The organism is Curtobacterium sp. MCLR17_031, from assembly GCF_003234775.2.
GTDB lineage: Bacteria > Actinomycetota > Actinomycetes > Actinomycetales > Microbacteriaceae > Curtobacterium > Curtobacterium flaccumfaciens.
In genome coordinates this window covers 2,310,721-2,326,351 of record NZ_CP126270.1, presented here as the reverse complement: position 1 = coordinate 2,326,351, position 15,631 = coordinate 2,310,721, and the positions used below count along the sequence as shown (strand labels likewise).

Annotated in this window: 15 protein-coding genes; 13 read left to right on the top strand and 2 right to left on the bottom strand. The window is 70.8% G+C overall.

The window, feature by feature from the left end; translation table 11 throughout:
• Nucleotides 1-21 precede the first annotated feature (21 nt).
• Complete coding sequence (locus DEI96_RS11010; protein ID WP_372439486.1) at nt 22-954, top strand: tyrosine recombinase XerC; 933 nt, start codon at nt 22-24, stop codon at nt 952-954.
• An 85-nt stretch (nt 955-1,039) separates the two neighbouring features.
• Here the strand turns inward: DEI96_RS11010 and DEI96_RS11005 are convergent, their stop codons facing one another.
• Nucleotides 1,040-1,615 (bottom strand): murein hydrolase activator EnvC family protein, encoded by a 576-nt coding sequence (locus tag DEI96_RS11005; protein WP_111023981.1) that lies wholly within the window; start codon nt 1,613-1,615, stop codon nt 1,040-1,042.
• Nucleotides 1,616-1,948: 333 nt separating this feature from the next.
• Here DEI96_RS11005 and DEI96_RS11000 point away from each other — a divergent pair, with 333 nt between their 5' ends.
• The 10 genes from DEI96_RS11000 (at nt 1,949) to DEI96_RS10955 (ending at nt 10,748) form a co-directional block, all read left to right on the top strand.
• Entirely contained in the window at nt 1,949-3,391 is a 1,443-nt protein-coding gene (locus DEI96_RS11000; RefSeq protein ID WP_258372862.1) for a sugar porter family MFS transporter, read from the top strand.
• 321 nt (nt 3,392-3,712) lie between these two features.
• Nucleotides 3,713-4,630 (top strand): 30S ribosomal protein S2, encoded by a 918-nt coding sequence (gene rpsB, locus DEI96_RS10995; protein ID WP_027465874.1) that lies wholly within the window; start codon nt 3,713-3,715, stop codon nt 4,628-4,630.
• An 88-nt stretch (nt 4,631-4,718) separates the two neighbouring features.
• Nucleotides 4,719-5,546: a translation elongation factor Ts gene (gene tsf / locus DEI96_RS10990; RefSeq protein WP_027465873.1), complete on the top strand. Its 828-nt coding sequence runs from the start codon at nt 4,719-4,721 to the stop codon at nt 5,544-5,546.
• Nucleotides 5,547-5,673: 127 nt separating this feature from the next.
• Nucleotides 5,674-6,393, top strand: a complete 720-nt coding sequence (gene pyrH, locus DEI96_RS10985) for a UMP kinase (protein ID WP_071406376.1) — start codon at nt 5,674-5,676, stop codon at nt 6,391-6,393.
• Between the two features lie 47 nt (nt 6,394-6,440).
• Nucleotides 6,441-6,995: a ribosome recycling factor gene (frr, locus tag DEI96_RS10980; protein ID WP_027465871.1), complete on the top strand. Its 555-nt coding sequence runs from the start codon at nt 6,441-6,443 to the stop codon at nt 6,993-6,995.
• Entirely contained in the window at nt 6,995-8,005 is a 1,011-nt protein-coding gene (locus DEI96_RS10975) for a phosphatidate cytidylyltransferase (protein ID WP_228513836.1), read from the top strand. The genes frr and DEI96_RS10975 overlap by 1 nt, the downstream gene beginning before the upstream one ends.
• A gap of 77 nt (nt 8,006-8,082) precedes the next feature.
• On the top strand, nt 8,083-8,631 hold the full coding sequence (locus DEI96_RS10970; protein ID WP_071406375.1) for a DivIVA domain-containing protein: 549 nt from the start codon (nt 8,083-8,085) through the stop codon (nt 8,629-8,631).
• Nucleotides 8,632-8,778: 147 nt separating this feature from the next.
• Nucleotides 8,779-9,687, top strand: a complete 909-nt coding sequence (locus DEI96_RS10965) for an aggregation-promoting factor C-terminal-like domain-containing protein (protein WP_258372863.1) — start codon at nt 8,779-8,781, stop codon at nt 9,685-9,687.
• A 12-nt stretch (nt 9,688-9,699) separates the two neighbouring features.
• Nucleotides 9,700-10,002, top strand: coding sequence for an Rv1322 family protein (locus DEI96_RS10960; RefSeq protein ID WP_110863985.1), 303 nt, complete (start codon nt 9,700-9,702; stop codon nt 10,000-10,002).
• Nucleotides 9,999-10,748 carry an alpha/beta hydrolase gene (locus DEI96_RS10955; RefSeq protein ID WP_111023983.1) on the top strand — a complete coding sequence of 250 codons (750 nt, stop codon included), beginning with the start codon at nt 9,999-10,001 and terminating at the stop codon, nt 10,746-10,748. Before DEI96_RS10960 ends, DEI96_RS10955 begins: the two co-directional genes overlap by 4 nt.
• Before the next feature lie 87 nt (nt 10,749-10,835).
• Here the strand turns inward: DEI96_RS10955 and DEI96_RS10950 are convergent, their stop codons facing one another.
• Nucleotides 10,836-12,677 carry a coiled-coil domain-containing protein gene (locus DEI96_RS10950; RefSeq protein ID WP_111023984.1) on the bottom strand — a complete coding sequence of 614 codons (1,842 nt, stop codon included), beginning with the start codon at nt 12,675-12,677 and terminating at the stop codon, nt 10,836-10,838.
• A gap of 184 nt (nt 12,678-12,861) precedes the next feature.
• Between DEI96_RS10950 and DEI96_RS10945 the strand changes: the two genes are divergently transcribed.
• Nucleotides 12,862-14,604, top strand: a complete 1,743-nt coding sequence (locus DEI96_RS10945) for a DUF8094 domain-containing protein (protein WP_111023985.1) — start codon at nt 12,862-12,864, stop codon at nt 14,602-14,604.
• Nucleotides 14,601-15,611, top strand: coding sequence for a tetratricopeptide repeat protein (locus tag DEI96_RS10940; protein WP_111023986.1), 1,011 nt, complete (start codon nt 14,601-14,603; stop codon nt 15,609-15,611). Before DEI96_RS10945 ends, DEI96_RS10940 begins: the two co-directional genes overlap by 4 nt.
• Nucleotides 15,612-15,631: the final 20 nt, after the last annotated feature.

Below are 15,631 nucleotides of genomic sequence, written 5' to 3'. Positions count from 1 at the left end.
CGACAGCCGTACGCTGGCGTCGTGGTTGCGCGGACGGACGGTCGACTCGTGGTGGCGGTGGACACCTTCCTCGGGCACGCCCGGCACGCGCGTGGCCTCAGCGAGCAGACCCTGCGCGCGTACGCCAACGACCTCGAGCAGCTCGTGGCCTTCGCGGACGCCCGAGGGGTCGACCGCGTCGCCGACGTCGAGCTCGAGCTCCTGCGCGACTGGCTGTGGGACGCCGACCACCGGGGGCTCGCTCGGTCGACGATCGCTCGGCGGTCTTCGTCCGTGCGGGCGTTCACGCGGTGGGCGAGCGAGACCGGGGTGACCACGACCGACGCCGGGGTCCGGCTCCGTGCGCCGAAGGGCGGGGCGCACCTTCCCCGCGTCGTGTCAGCCGACCAGGTGCGCGTCCTGCTCGACGGGCTCGGTGCACGAGCGGCGACGGACGACCCGACGGCGCTGCGGGACCTGGCCCTGGTCGAGCTCCTGTACGCGGCGGCCATCCGGGTCAGCGAACTCGTCGGGATCGACGTGACCGACGTCGATCGCGGACGCTTGACCGTGCGGGTGCTCGGCAAGGGCGGCAAGGAACGCGTGGTGCCGTTCGGGGTGCCGGCGCGGGACGCACTCGAGGCGTGGCTCGAGCGCGGACGGCCCACCCTCGCCGCACGGGTGGAGGGACCTGCAAGCACGGCGCTGTTCCTCGGCGACCGTGGTGCCCGACTCGGCGTCCGCAGCGCGTACCGCGTGGTGGCGCGGTTGCTCGGTGACCTGCCGGGCGAGGGCCCGAGCGGGCCACACACCTTCCGGCACACCGCGGCGACACACCTGCTCGACGGGGGAGCGGACCTGCGCGCGGTGCAGGAACTCCTCGGCCACGCCAGCCTCGGCACGACGCAGATCTACACGCACGTGTCGTCGGCGCGGCTGCGCGAGGTCTACCGGACGGCGCACCCGCGCGCCTGACGGCGGAGCGACGTGCGTTCCGGTCGGTTCCCGGTCGTTTCGGTCGGTTTCGGTCGGTCTCCGGGAGGTCTCCGGGCGGCTCCGCTCACCCGGGCCAGGCCGACTCGGGCAGGAGCACCGGCCACTCAGCCGCTGGCAGGTACGCCATCGGGTCGACGTAGCGACCGTCGACACGAGCACCGAGGTGCAGGCACGGCGCCGACGCCGGACAGTGCCCGACCGAGACGCGCCCGACCGGCGAGCCCTGCACGACCTCGTCTCCGGCGGCGACCAGGGGCGTCACCGAGTCGAGGGTGCTGACGAGTCCGTCGCCGTGGTCGATGGTGACGACGGTGCGTCCACCGACCGCGCCGGCGAACGCCACGGTGCCGTCGTCCACCGCCGAGGCAGTGCTGCCGAGGGCGGCCGGGACGTCGAGGCCCCGGTGGCCGGCGGCGTAGTCCGAGGACGGTGCCTCCCACGCGCGCTCGACCACCCGCGATCCGGTGGGCCAGACCCAGCGAGCCTCGACCCGGCCCGAATCGGTCGCAGTGCCCACCGATGCCCCGGACCCCACCGACGCCCCGGCTCCCGTCGACGGCACGGCACCGACCACCACGGCCCCGCCCAGCACCGCCGCGCACACCACGGACAGCAGGACGGGACGTGCGCTCGATCGCATGTCACCAGCCTGGGCAGTGGAACCCGGCCCCGGGGCGGACCGAGGAGATCTGTGGAGGGGGAGTCGCGCCTCCAGGCCTGGGGAGGAACGTGCCGAGGACGGAAACGACAGAACCGACGTCGTACGACGGCGACAGTGTCGTTCCGCGTCGGCGCCCAAGCGAGCCCGCCCGACCCCGCGCCGTCCCGATCACGCCCCCGGTTATGACCAGATCCCGAGCGAGGAGTACAGTCGGGGCCGCTCCGGAACACGCAACGCCGCTCGGACGGCGAACCAGCCGACCGCCGGGGCACCGTGCTGCACACCGGCACGGCGGCAGAACCCAGGAGCATCGTGTCCACCACGACCACCGGGCACGGCGAAGACCGTGCGTTCAAGGGGAAGGTCACCCTGTTCGCCATCGCGGCGGCGGTCGGTGGCTTCCTGTTCGGCTTCGACTCGTCCGTCATCAACGGCGCCGTCGACGCGATCAAGGGCGAGTTCAACCTCTCCGACGCGGCCAGCGGCTTCGCGGTCGCATCGGCCCTGATCGGCTGCGCGTTCGGCGCCTACTTCGCCGGCCGCCTCGCCGACCGCTACGGCCGCACCCGGATCATGTTCTGGGCCGCCGTGCTGTTCTTCGTCTCGTCGATCGGTTCGGCGTTCGCGTTCGCGACGTGGGACCTCGTGATCTGGCGTCTCGTCGGCGGTCTCGGCATCGGTACCGCCTCGGTCATCGCACCGGCGTACATCTCCGAGGTCTCCCCGAAGGCGATCCGCGGCCGGCTGGCCTCGTTCCAGCAGCTGGCGATCACGCTCGGTATCTTCGCGGCGCTCCTGTCCGACCAGCTGTTCGCCGTCACCGCGGGCAGCGCCTCGGCCGAGGTCTGGGGCCTGGCCGCCTGGCGCTGGATGTTCCTGGTCGGGGTGATCCCCTCGGTCGTCTACGGCGTCCTGGCGATCACGCTGCCGGAGTCCCCGCGCTACCTGCTCACCAAGGGCCGTGCGGATGATGCGCGCGTCGTGATGGGCAAGATCGTCCCGCGCGACACCGTGAACACGAGCCTGGAGGAGATCCAGGACGGCATCGAGAAGGAAGCCAACGAGAAGAAGGGCTCCATCCGGGGCAACCGCTTCGGGCTCCAGCCGATCGTCTGGGTGGGCATCATCCTGGCCGTGCTGCAGCAGTTCGTCGGCATCAACGTGATCTTCTACTACTCGACGACGCTCTGGCAGGCCGTCGGCTTCAAGGAAGAAGACTCGTTCCTCATCTCCACGATCACCTCGGTGGTCAACGTCGCCGTCACCTTCATCGCGATCTTCCTGGTCGACAAGGTCGGCCGCAAGCCGCTGCTCGTCGCCGGTTCCGCGGGCATGTTCGTCTCGCTCACCATGGTCGCCATCGCGTTCTCGCAGGCGACGATCGTCGACGGCAGCCCGAGCCTCCCCGGCTCGTGGGGCGTCATCGCGCTGATCTTCGCGAACCTCTTCGTGGTGTCCTTCGGCGCCACGTGGGGCCCGCTCATGTGGGTCCTGCTCGGCGAGATGTTCCCGAACCGCATCCGCGCCACGGCGCTGGGCATCGGCTCGGCCGCCAACTGGATCGCGAACTTCATCGTGACGATCTCGTTCCCCGTGCTGTCCGGCTTCAACCTGACGGTCACCTACGGCATCTACGCGCTGTTCGCGCTGCTGTCGCTGTTCTTCGTCATCGCCAAGATCCCGGAGACCAAGGGCCGCTCGCTCGAGGAGATGGGCATCTCCGCCGACGGCGACACGGTGAACGCCAAGGCCTGATCAGGACGGCCGGATCCGCCGGGATCCGCCGGATCGACCGGACAGGAGGCCCGGATCACGTCAGCCGCGAGGCGCGCGTGATCCGGGCCTCCCTTCTGTTAGCATCTATCCAGCAGCGTGCTGATGCGCGCTGACTTCGCGTGTCCACCAGGCCCTCACGGGCTCGGTACCCGACCACCGGTCCCGCTCTCACGAGCGGGCGGTCGCGTGCCAGGACACCAGGGACCACGACCGACGGTCGTGATCGACACAACCGCAACAGGTCCGCAGCGACGTGCGAGAGCACGGCTGCGCGCCGAGAACACAGAAGGAGGACGGCACATGGCCGTCGTCACCATCCGCCAGCTGCTCGACAGCGGCGTCCACTTCGGACACCAGACCCGTCGGTGGAACCCGAAGGTGAAGCGCTTCATCCTCGCCGAGCGCTCGGGCATCCACATCATCGACCTGCAGCAGTCGCTGGCCTTCATCGACCGCGCGTACGACTTCGTCAAGGAGACGGTCGCGCACGGTGGCACGATCCTCTTCGTGGGCACCAAGAAGCAGGCCCAGGGCTCCATCGCCGAGCAGGCGACCCGCGTCGGCCAGCCGTACGTCAACCAGCGTTGGCTCGGCGGTCTGCTCACGAACTTCCAGACGGTCTCCAAGCGCCTCGCGCGCATGAAGGAGCTCGAGGAGATCGACTTCGACGACACGACGAAGGGCTTCACCAAGAAGGAGCTCCTCATCAAGAAGCGCGAGCTGGACAAGCTCCACAAGACCCTCGGTGGTATCCGCAACCTCACGCGGACCCCGAGCGCGCTCTGGATCGTCGACACCAAGAAGGAGCACCTCGCAGTCGACGAGGCGCAGAAGCTCGGTATCCCGATCATCGGCATCCTCGACACCAACTGCGACCCCGACGAGATCACGTACCCGATCCCGGGCAACGACGACGCGATCCGCTCCGTCGGCCTCCTGACCCGCATCGTCGCCGACGCTGCGGCCGAGGGCCTGAAGACCCGCCACAACGGTGGCGACGAGGACGAGGCCAGCGAGCCCCTCGCCGAGTGGGAGCAGGAGCTCCTCGGTGGCGAGACCGCCGCCACGACCGAGGCGCCCGCCGCCCCCGTCGAGGAGAACGACGCTGACGCGCAGGTCGCCGCGAAGGAGATCGGCGAGCCGATCGCCGACGAGGCGAAGAACGCGGAGCCGACGGCCGAGGCCGAGGCAGCCGCGGAGACCACCCCCGCCGAGTGAGTCGCCGGGGCGTCGGACCCCACCGGGTCCGGCGCCCCGACTGCACTCCACTCTCCACACACGTACAGTCCAGAAAGGACTCCAGTCAATGGCAAACTTCACCGCTGCTGACGTGAAGAAGCTCCGCGAGGACCTCGGCGCCGGCATGATGGACGCGAAGAACGCGCTCGTCGAGGCCGACGGCGACTACGACAAGGCCGTCGAGCTGCTCCGCATCAAGGGTGCCAAGGCCGTCGCCAAGCGCGACGACCGTGCCACCTCCGAGGGCGTCGTCGTCGCGACCTCCGAGAACGGCGCCGCCACGGTCGTCGAGCTCGCGAGCGAGACCGACTTCGTCGCGAAGAACGAGAAGTTCACGACCCTCGCCGACAAGGTGCTGGGCGCGGTCGCCGCTGCCGGGGCCGCCGACGTCGCTGCCGCCAACGCCGCACCGCTGGACGGCAAGACCGTCCTCGAGGTCGTCAACGAGTCGGCTGCCGCGCTGGGCGAGAAGCTCGAGGTCCGCACGGTCCGCCGTGTCGAGGGCTCGGCCTTCGAGATCTACCTGCACAAGACCAGCCAGGACCTGCCGCCGCAGATCGCCGTCGTCATCGCGTACGAGGGTGACAACGCCGCCGAGGCACGTTCGATCGCACAGCACGTCGCGTTCGCGAACCCGACGTACCTGACCCGCGACGAGGTCCCGGCCGAGGCCATCGAGAAGGAGCGTGCGACCGTCGAGGCGATCACGCGCGAAGAGGGCAAGCCCGAGGCTGCGCTCCCGAAGATCGTCGAGGGCCGGGTGAACGCCTACATCAAGCAGGTGTCGCTCCTCGACCAGGACTACGCGAAGGACAACAAGATCTCCGTCGCGAAGGCCGCCGAGAACGCCGGCATCACGATCCAGGGCTTCGCCCGCGTCAAGGTCGGCGCGTAACGAACCCGTGACGGGGTCAGGAACCAACCAGGTTCCTGGCCCCGTTTTTCGCGCGCGCCGGCACGACACGCGCGCGACACATCCGCGAGTACATTTCCACGAGACCACGACGAAGGGTGCGGACCAGATGACCGACGAGAAGACCGGACGACGCCGCGTTCTGCTGAAGCTGTCGGGAGAGGCGTTCGGCGCCGGCTCCCTCGGGGTGAACCCCGACGTGATCGGCACCATCGCCAAGGAGATCGCCGTCGCCGCGCGCGAGGTCGAGATCGCGATCGTCGTCGGCGGGGGCAACTTCTTCCGCGGAGCAGAGCTCTCGCAGCGCGGCATGGACCGCGGGCGGGCCGACTACATGGGCATGCTCGGCACGGTGATGAACGCACTCGCGCTGCAGGACTTCCTCGAGCAGGCGGGCGCTGCGACCCGCGTGCAGTCCGCCATCGCGATGACCCAGGTCGCCGAGCCGTACATCCCGCGGCGCGCCGAGCGGCACCTCGAGAAGGGCCGGGTCGTCATCTTCGGCGCCGGTGCCGGACTGCCGTACTTCTCCACCGACACGGTGGCGGCGCAGCGTGCGCTCGAGATCAAGGCGGACGAGGTCCTCGTCGCCAAGAACGGCGTCGACGGCGTGTACACCGCCGACCCGAAGAAGGACGCCACCGCCGAGAAGCTGCACCACGTGACCTACCAGGACGCGCTGCTCAAGGGCCTCAAGGTCGTCGACGCCACCGCGTTCTCGCTCTGCATGGACAACGGCATGCCGATGCACGTCTTCGGCATGGAGGGCGACGGCAACGTCCAGGCCGCGATCCGTGGCGAGCGCATCGGCACCGTCGTCAGCAACTGACCCCCGGCGCTGACTAGACTCGACGCCAGTACCGAAGGAGTAACACCGTGATCAGTGATGTCCTGACCGAAGCCACCGAGAAGATGGCGAAGGCTGTCGAGGTCGCCAAGGACGACTTCTCGACCGTCCGCACCGGCCGCATCAACGCGGCGCTCTTCCAGAAGATCCCGGTCGAGTACTACGGCACGCCGACGCCGCTCGCGCAGCTTGCGTCGCTGCAGACGCCCGAGGCCCGCACGCTCATCGTGACGCCGTACGACAAGACGGCGCTCAAGGAGATCGAGCGCGCGATCGCGACCTTCCCGAACCTCGGCGCCAGCCCGACGAACGACGGCGACATCGTCCGCGTGACGATCCCCGAGCTCACGAAGGACCGCCGCAAGGAGTTCGTCAAGCTCGTGCGGACGAAGGGTGAGGACCACAAGGTCGTCGTCCGGAACATCCGCCGCAAGGCCAAGGACGACCTCGACGCACTCAAGGGTGAGATCTCCGACGACGAGATCTCGCGCGGCGACAAGGACCTCGAGGCCCTGACGAAGAAGCACGTCGACCAGATCGACGAGTCGCTGAAGAAGAAGGAAGCCGAACTCCTCGAGGTCTGATGCGTCGCTCCGACCAGGGCGATGACCGCCCCACAGCAGAGCACGGGCCCGCGTCGAGCGGGCCCGTGAAGAAGGGGCTCCGTCAAGACTTCGATGCGCGCGCACGAGCGGCGCGCACCGACTTCGAGGCGCAGCTCCGCCAGCGGAAGGCCGACTTCGGCGCGCGCAACGAAGCGCTGACCGCGCGGACCGGGCGCAACCTGCCGGCGGCGATCGGCATCGCGCTCGCGTTCGCGGTCGTGATGCTCGGCACGCTGCTCCTCTGGCCGCCGTCCTTCATGGTCGTCGCGGCGTTCCTGCTGGGCGTCGGCGTCTACGAACTCACGAGCGCGATGCGGTTCGCCGGCCGCGACGTCCCGCGGATCCCGAGCGTCGCCGTCGCGATCGCGATCGTGCCGGCGGCGTTCCTGCTCGGCCAGGTGGCGGCGCTGTTCACCCTGCTCGGCGGCATCGTCCTGATCAGCGTCTGGCGACTGCTCGAGGTCGCCGTCGCGCGGCAGAAGCCCCCGGCGGGCAACGTCGCCCGTGACCTCACGAACGGGCTGTTCGTCCAGGCCTACATCTCCCTGCTCGGCGCGTGCGTCGTGCTGCTCTCCGCCCAGCCGGCCGGCAACCTCTGGGTGATCGGCTTCATCCTGGTGGTGGTCGCGGTGGACACCGGCGCGTACGCCACGGGCCTCAACCTCGGCAAGCACCCGATGGCACCCCGCATCAGTCCCAAGAAGACGTGGGAGGGCTTCGCCGGGTCCGTCGCGGCGAGCATCGTCGTCGGCATCCTGGTGACCGTGTTCATGCTCGGGCTGCCCTGGTGGACCGGTGTCCTGCTCGGTGTGCTCATCTCCGGTTCGGCCACGCTCGGCGACCTCACCGAGTCGATGATCAAGCGCGACCTCGGCATCAAGGACATCTCGTCGTTCCTGCCCGGTCACGGCGGCCTGCTCGACCGCATCGACAGCATCCTGCCGTCCGCCGCGGTGGCCTACGTGCTGTACCTCGTCGTCAACCACTGACCGCGCACGTGCCGGGCTGAACGCCGCACTCAGCGCGTCCAGGTTGTGCCGGGGGTCCGGACTGGCAGAATGACGCCGTGGCCACCACCTTCCCGACCGCAGCCCGTTCCGCCCTCGGTTACGACGTCGACGAAGTCGAGCGTTTCCTCGAGGACGCCCGGCGCGCGTACTCCGCCGACGACAGCGCCCCCGGCATCGAGGCCGCGAAGATCCGCGCCACGGCGTTCTCGATGCGCAAGGGCGGCTACTCCACGTCGCACGTCGACGCCGCACTCGAGCGACTCGAGGACGCCTTCGCGGCCCGCGAGCGTGAGCGGGAGATGAGCGAGGTCGGCAAGAAGGCCTGGTACGCCGAGGCACGGACGAAGGCCTCCGACGTCGTGGCGCGGCTCGAGCGGCCCGACGGGCAGCGGTTCAGCCGGGTCAGCGTGCTCGGCACCGGCTACCACCCGAAGGACGTCGACGCGTTCGCCGCCCGGCTCGCCGGGTACTTCCGCGAAGGCAAGCCGCTCAGCCTCACCGAGGTCCGCTCGATCGTCTTCCGCCCGAAGCACGGCGGGTACCGCGAGGCGCAGGTCGACGCACTGCTCGACGCCGTCGTCGAAGTGATGCTCGCTGTCCGCTGACGACGCGCTGTCCCCAGGTGCTTCGCTTTCCGTGATCGTTCCGTTACCCTGGTCCTACTCATGGGCAGGCACACGGCAGACTCAAGCTCCGACCGCGATACCCGCGAGCACCTCAGCCTCCAGGCTTCCGGTGAGCGCCGCGCGGCAATGCAGCGAACCCGCACGACGGAGACGTCGGCGTTCGGGGTGACCTCGCAGGCAGCGCCCGCGACGACGGGTCCGGTCGCCACGCCGAAGTCGGTGGCGGCGAACCGCGTCTCCGACGAGCGTGTGGCGTCCTTCGCCCACGACGCCCTGGTCGACGCCGACCAGCGTCCCGCGAAGCAGCGCACCGCGACGGTGCAGCGCCGTGCGACGCCGAAGCTCGTGAAGCCCACCACGTCGTCGGTGAACGCCGTCGCCCGCAAGCGCGCGGTCGCCCCGATGATGTCCTTCGTCGGCGTGTTCCTGTTCGTCGGCGGCTCGCTGTTCAACCCGCTGCAGGCCGACGTGGCACAGGCCGCCGTCGACACCCCGGTGCTCGTGAAGACGCCGCCGGCGCCGCAGCAGTACACAGCGCACGGCACCTACGCCGTGGCCGCCGCCGACCGTGACGGCTACGACGTCACCGTCCCGGCCCCGAAGGTCGTCAAGCCCGTCATCGAAGAGGACGAGGCCGACGCCGAGACCACCGACGACAGCGCGGACGCCGCGGCCACCGAGACCCAGCCGGTCTCGGCCGCCAACACGCTCGCCGCCACCGCCGCGACGCCCGACCCGGGCAGCGCACAGGCGATCGCCCTGCAGCAGGTCACGGCTCGTGGCTGGGGCACCGACCAGTACAACTGCCTGGTCTCGCTGTGGAACAAGGAGTCCGGCTGGCGGGTGAACGCCTACAACCCCAGCGGTGCGTACGGCATCCCGCAGGCCCTCCCCGGCAGCAAGATGGCGACGGCCGGCGCCGACTGGCAGACCAACCCGGCGACGCAGATCACCTGGGGTCTCAACTACATCGCCGGCGTCTACGGCACCCCCTGCGGTGCCTGGGGACACAGCCAGGCCAACAACTGGTACTGATCGGCTGCTCGGGTGCCGCGCAGCAACCGACCGCGGCGTCCCCGTGGTCGCGACGTCGAGCCTGACGAGGAGACCACCCTCGACCGGCTGATGAGCTCGTGGAAGCGCACCGAGGTCCGTCACGGTCGCGAGTACCAGGTGCAGCCGATCTCGGCCGCGTCGGCGCAGAAGGAGTACATCTGCCCGGGGTGCGGCGGAAGCGTCCTTCCCGGCACCGCCCACGTGGTGGTCTGGCGTGCGGACGGCGTGCTCGGTGACGCCGCCGACCTGGCGTCGCGCCGGCACTGGCACAACCACTGCTGGAGCATCGCATGACCGAGCACGACGTGACGCACGACACCGAGATCCGATCCGCCACCGTGCTGCCGGCCCGTCGCACCGAGGTCGAGCTCGTCACGGACGACCACCTGACGCTCGTCGGTGAACTCGCCGAGCCGGCCGACACCCCGGCCCGCGGGACCATCGTCACGCTCCACCCCCTGCCGACCGCGCACGGGTTCATGGACTCGCACGTCCTGAAGAAGGCCGCTGCACGGTTGCCCGCCCTCGCCGACATCGCGGTGCTGCGGTTCAACTTCCGGTCCGTCACGTCCCCGCGCGGCACGTCCGAGGGCGTCTTCGGCGAGGGTGTGTCCGAGGGCTTCGACCTGCGCGCCGCCGTCGCCGAGGTCGTCGACCGCGGCCTGCCGACGCCGTGGCTGGTGGGGTGGTCCTTCGGCACCGAGGTGATCCTCAAGCACGCGCTCGAACACGTCGAGGCGGGCACGGTCGCCGGTGTCGTCCTGCTGTCCCCGCCGCTGCACCGCACCTCGGACGAGGAGCTCGCCCGCTGGGCTGCCGTCGGGGTCCCGGTCGTGGCGCTCGTCCCCGAGCACGACGACTTCCTGCAGCCCGAGGCCGCGGCGGCACGGTTCGCGCTCGCCCCGAACGTTCGGGTCGTGCCCGTCGACGGTGCGAAGCACCTGTGGGTGGGGGAGCGGTACGTGCGGATCGTCCTCGACGCGATCGCCGACCTCGTCGTGCCGGGCAGCGCCCCGCTGCCGACCCACTGGCCCGTCTGAGCACGTCTGCACGACGCCCTGCGGCCCGCCACCTGCACCAGGTGGGACGGCCTGGAGGCGCGGGTCGCGCCTCCAGGCCGTGGACCGTCAGCGGTCGGTCGCGTCCACGTCGTCGGAAGCGTCCGCAGTGGACGCTGCGGCGGGTGCCGTGCCGAGCAGGCTCGTGGCGTTCGTGAGGACCCCGCGGAGGTTCTCGAGGTAGCCCGCGACGGCTTCGCGTTCGGTGCGGATCGCCGCCAGGCGGTCCTCGGCCTCGGCGATGACGCCGGCGGTACGCTCCTCTGCGTCGGCGACCATCCGGTGCACCCGGTCCTGCGCGTCGGCGACGATGGTGCGGGCGTGCTCCTGGGCCTCGGCCGTGCTGGTGCGCTCGAGGTCGTCGGCCTCCTGCTGCAGGCGTTCCGCGCGTTCGCGGGCCTCGGTCGCGCGGCGCGTGGCCTCGGCGAGCTGCAGGTTGGCCTCGTCCAGGTACTTCTGCGTCTCGGTCACCGTCTCGTGGTGCTTCCGCAGGTAGTCCTGCTCGGCGTCGTCGCGGCGGGACGCGAGTTCCGACTCGAGCGTCGTGCGGGCCTCGTCGCGCTCCCGGGCGATCTCGGCACGGACCTCGTCGCGCTCCTTGACCAGGGCGGCGCGTGCGGTGTCGATCTCCTGCCGCAGGGCGGTGCGCTCGGCCTCGAGCACCCCGAGCTCGGCGGTGCGGCGGTCGGCGATCTCGGTGTCGACCTCGGCGTGCTCGCGCTCGCGTCGGGCGGCGATGGCGTTCTCGTGCTCCCGGACGGCACGCTCGGCTGCTGCGTCGGCCTCGGCGCGCTCCTGCGCGATCCGGGCGTCGTGCTCCTCGAGCTCACGGGCGATCCGGTCGGCGGTCTCCTGCACCAGTCGTGCGTTCTCGACGCGGGTCTGCTCCTCGTCGACGCGGAGCTGTGCGTGGGCCGCCTCGATCTCCTGCTCGAGTGCGGTGCGGGCTGCGGCGAGTTCGCGGTCCCACTGGGCTCGGGCGGCAGCGAGTTCCTCGTCGAGCTCGCGGCGGCGGTCGGCGACCTCGGTGTCGAGCTCGGCGCGACGGCGGGTGACCTCGGACTCGAGTTCGGCGCGACCGGTCTCGAGTGCCAGCGCGTGTGCCTGCTGCTCCTCGTGACGCTCGCGGTGCCAGGCGGCACGACCCTCGGTGACCTCGCGCTCGAGGGCCTCGCGTCGGGTCGTCTCCTCGCGGTCGAGGTCCTCGGTACGGCGTGCGTGGTCGGCCTCGAAGACCGAACGGCGGTGCTCGGTCTCGCGGTCGAGCTCGGCGGCGGCGGTGCGGGCGTCGGCTGACTCGCGCTGGGCGATCTCGCGCAGCTCGGCGACCTCGTGCTCGACCTGGGCGCGCAGCGCGTTCGTCTCGCGGATGGCGACGGAACGGACCTCGGCGGCCTCGGTCACGGCTGCCCCGCGGATCGCGGCGGCTTCGTTGCGGGCGTCCTGCGTGAGGAGACCGGCCTCGGCGCGGGCGCGTTCGACGGTGTCGGCTGCCTCGGCGCGGGCGCGGGTCAGTTCGTTGGTGGCGCGGGTGCGGGCGTCCTCGAGGGTGTCGCGCGCTTCTTCCTGGGCCTCGCGGACGGTGCGCTCGGCTTCGGCGCGGCTCGAGGCACGGAGCCGCTGGGCGTCGATGTCCGCCTGGCTGATGAGGCGGGTCGACTGTTCCTCGGCCACACGCAGGGTGGACTCGAGGCGGGTGCCCAGTCCGCTGTACGTGGGGGTGCCGGCTTCGTCGAGCTCGCCCTGCAGTTCGGAGACCCGGGCCTGCAGGAGACGGATCTCCTTCGCGGCGTCGGCGCGGTCGTTGTTCGACTTGATGAGCTCGCGGCGCAGGTCGTTCAGCGAACGCTCCACCTCGTCGCGGCGGTACCCCCGCAGCTCGGTCCCGAACTCGGCCTCGTCGTTCGCCACGTGTCGCTCCTGGGTGCTCGGCGGAGGGCCTGGATCGGCCCGCGGTCGATTGTAGTGGCGGCCGGAGCGGGTCGTCTGAGTCCGGCGACAGCGCGGATTGATGCGCTGTCCAGCGTTGCTCGCTATCCTGAGTCGCTGATTCGCGCGCCGACATCCCCACCCCGGCGCGGTAGGGAGAGAGTTCGTGCGATTCGTCCTGGCGATCGTCAGTTTCGTCATCGGTCTGCTGCTCGTGGCGCTGGCGGTGGGACAGCGGACCGTGTTCGCGCCGCCGTCCTCGCTCGTGGCCGAGAGCTCGACGACCAGTTCCGCCCCGGTGACCGTGATCCCGGGGACGACGCTCAACGCCAACCCCGGCTACCAGCGCATCAACGTGTCCGGCTCCGGCAAGGTCTTCGCGGCCTACGGCAAGACCGCCGACGTCGACGCCTGGATCGGTGACGCCGAGCACACCACGCTCCGCTTCGACGCCGAGAAGGGCTCGCTGGTCGGGTCGACCTCGGGCAGCGAGACCAGCGTCCCCTCGCCGAAGGGCAGTGACCTCTGGTACCAGGAGTACGACGGTGCCGGACAGTTCACCGTCCGCCTGCCGCAGGACGTCTCGGTCCTCGTCGTGAGCGACGGCAAGGCCGCGGCTCCGAGCGACGTGTCCGTCACCTGGCCGCAGGACACCGCGACGCCGGCGGTCGGTCCGCTGCTCGTGGCCGGCGGCGTGTTCGTCCTCGGAGGCCTCGTGTTGCTCGTCCTCGCCTTCCTGCACCAGCGCCGTGGCCGCGGTCCCCGCCGTCGCAGTGGTGGCAGCCGCCCGCCGCGGGTGCGTGCGTCCCGTCGAGCCGCCGCCGCCGGAGCGCAGGTACCGCGCCGCGGTCGTCGCGGCACGCGCGCCCTCGTCGGCGTCCCGGTGCTGCTCGTCGGCGCCCTGACCCTGGCCGGCTGTTCCTCGGACTACTGGCCGCAGGGCGGCGACCCGTCGCTCGCCACGCCGACCCCGACGGCCACCGCCACGGGGGCTGCTGAGACGACCGAGCCGACGGCTGCGACCAAGCAGCAGATCACCCGCATCGTGCAGCGCACCGCCGCCGTCGCGAAGCAGGCCGACGGGGCGCGCGACCGTGACCTGGTCCGGACCCGGTTCTCCGGAGCGGCGCTCGACCTCCGTCTGGCGAACTACTCGATCCGCGGCAAGGACTCGGACGTCAAGGCACCGCCAGCGATCTCGGCCGCGCAGGTGTGCGTCGCGCTGCCGCAGCAGACCGACACCTGGCCCCGGACGGTCTTCACGATCGTCGCCGAGGACTGTGACGCCAAGTCCGCGCCGCAGGCCCTGACCCTGGTGCAGGACACCGCCCGCGATCCCTACAAGGTGGCGTACGACGTCTCGCTCGAAGCCGACGCGAAGATCCCGAGCCTCGCCCCGACGACGATCGGCGCCGCACTGCTCGCGCCGGAGTCGAAGCTCCTGACGATCCAGCCCGACCAGGTCGCGACCGCTTACGGCGACATCCTGTCGAAGGACACCGCCAGCGAGTACGCCGACCTGTTCGCGACCGAGGGCGATGCGCTCCGCACCACCATCGGCAAGGCGTACAAGGACAAGAAGGCCAAGGCCCTGCCGGACACGGCGAAGATCGAGTACTCGTCCGAGGTGCCCGCCGACTCCGCCGTCGCGATCGCGACCGACGACGCCGGTGCCCTGGTCTCCGCGGACCTGGACGAGATCGAGAAGGTGACCCCGACCGCGTCGGGCGCCGAGGTGAACACCGAGGGTGCCGTCAAGGCACTGTCCGGTGTGGACACGAGCAAGAAGGGCATCAGCGCGACCTACAGCGTCCAGCTGCTCTTCTACGTGCCGCCGGTCGCCTCGGATGGCAAAGTGGTCCTGCTCGGGTTCACACAGGGCCTGACCGCAGCGAGTGAGGTGCAATGAGCAACATCCCCCCGACCCCGTCCGGGCTCCGCGGAGCCGTGGACCTGTCGTCCCTCGTCGACCGTGCACAGCGGCCGCCCCAGCCGTCCGGTGCTCCGGCCTCGGCGGGTTCCGCCGGCGGAGCCGTTCCCGGCACCGAGGCCGGCACCGTGAACGGTGCAGACCTGACCGTCCCGTCGCTCGTGATCGACGTCACCGACGCGACGTTCCAGGACGTCCTGGAGCTGTCGAACGTCGTCCCGGTCATCGTGGACATCTGGGCCGAGTGGTGCGGGCCGTGCAAGCAGCTCTCGCCGATCCTCGAGCAGCTCACCGCGGAGTACGACGGCCGCGTGGTGCTCGCCAAGGTGGACGCCGACACGAACCCGCAGCTCGTGCAGGCGTTCCAGGCGCAGTCGATCCCGACCGTCGCAGCCGTGATCGGTGGACGCCCGCTCGGGCTCTTCGTCGGGGCACTGCCCGAGGCGCAGGTCCGCGATGTCTACGAGCAGGTGCTCCAGGCCGCCGAGCAGAACGGCGTGGCCGGTCGCGTGACCGTCGACGGCGCTGCGACCGAGGTCGACGCTGAGCAGGGCGAGCCGGAGCCGGAGCCGCTCCCGCCGCACCACCAGGCCGCGTACGACGCGATCGAGCAGGGCGACTACGCCACCGCGATCGAGGAGTACAAGACCGCGATCCTGCAGGACCCGCACGACCAGATGGCCGTGGCCGGGCTCGCACAGGTGTCGCTGCTCGACCGGCTGAGCGGCCGGACGGCCGACGAGATCCGTGCGGCCGCTGCCGCCGGCCCGAAGGACGTCCAGGCACAGCTCGCGGTCGCCGACCTCGACATCTCCGGCGGGCACGTCGACGACGCCTTCGGGCGTCTCCTGGACCTGGTGCCGACGGTGTTCGGCGACGACCGTGAGGCCCTGCGCGTCCGGCTCGTCGAGTACTTCGAGCTCATCGGCAGTGAGGACCCGCGCGTCGTCGCGGCGCGTCGCCGCCTGGCGAACGCGCTGTACTAGACCCGGCACGAGACAGACGG

Coding starts and splice junctions, on each gene's coding strand:
- pyrH (WP_071406376.1), top strand. CDS start 5,674: ATGACCGACGAGAAGACCGGACGACGCCGCGTTCTGCTGAAGCTGTCG.
- DEI96_RS11005 (WP_111023981.1), bottom strand. CDS start 1,615: ATGCGATCGAGCGCACGTCCCGTCCTGCTGTCCGTGGTGTGCGCGGCG.
- DEI96_RS10940 (WP_111023986.1), top strand. CDS start 14,601: ATGAGCAACATCCCCCCGACCCCGTCCGGGCTCCGCGGAGCCGTGGAC.
- DEI96_RS10965 (WP_258372863.1), top strand. CDS start 8,779: ATGCAGCGAACCCGCACGACGGAGACGTCGGCGTTCGGGGTGACCTCG.
- rpsB (WP_027465874.1), top strand. CDS start 3,713: ATGGCCGTCGTCACCATCCGCCAGCTGCTCGACAGCGGCGTCCACTTC.
- DEI96_RS10955 (WP_111023983.1), top strand. CDS start 9,999: ATGACCGAGCACGACGTGACGCACGACACCGAGATCCGATCCGCCACC.
- DEI96_RS10975 (WP_228513836.1), top strand. CDS start 6,995: ATGCGTCGCTCCGACCAGGGCGATGACCGCCCCACAGCAGAGCACGGG.
- tsf (WP_027465873.1), top strand. CDS start 4,719: ATGGCAAACTTCACCGCTGCTGACGTGAAGAAGCTCCGCGAGGACCTC.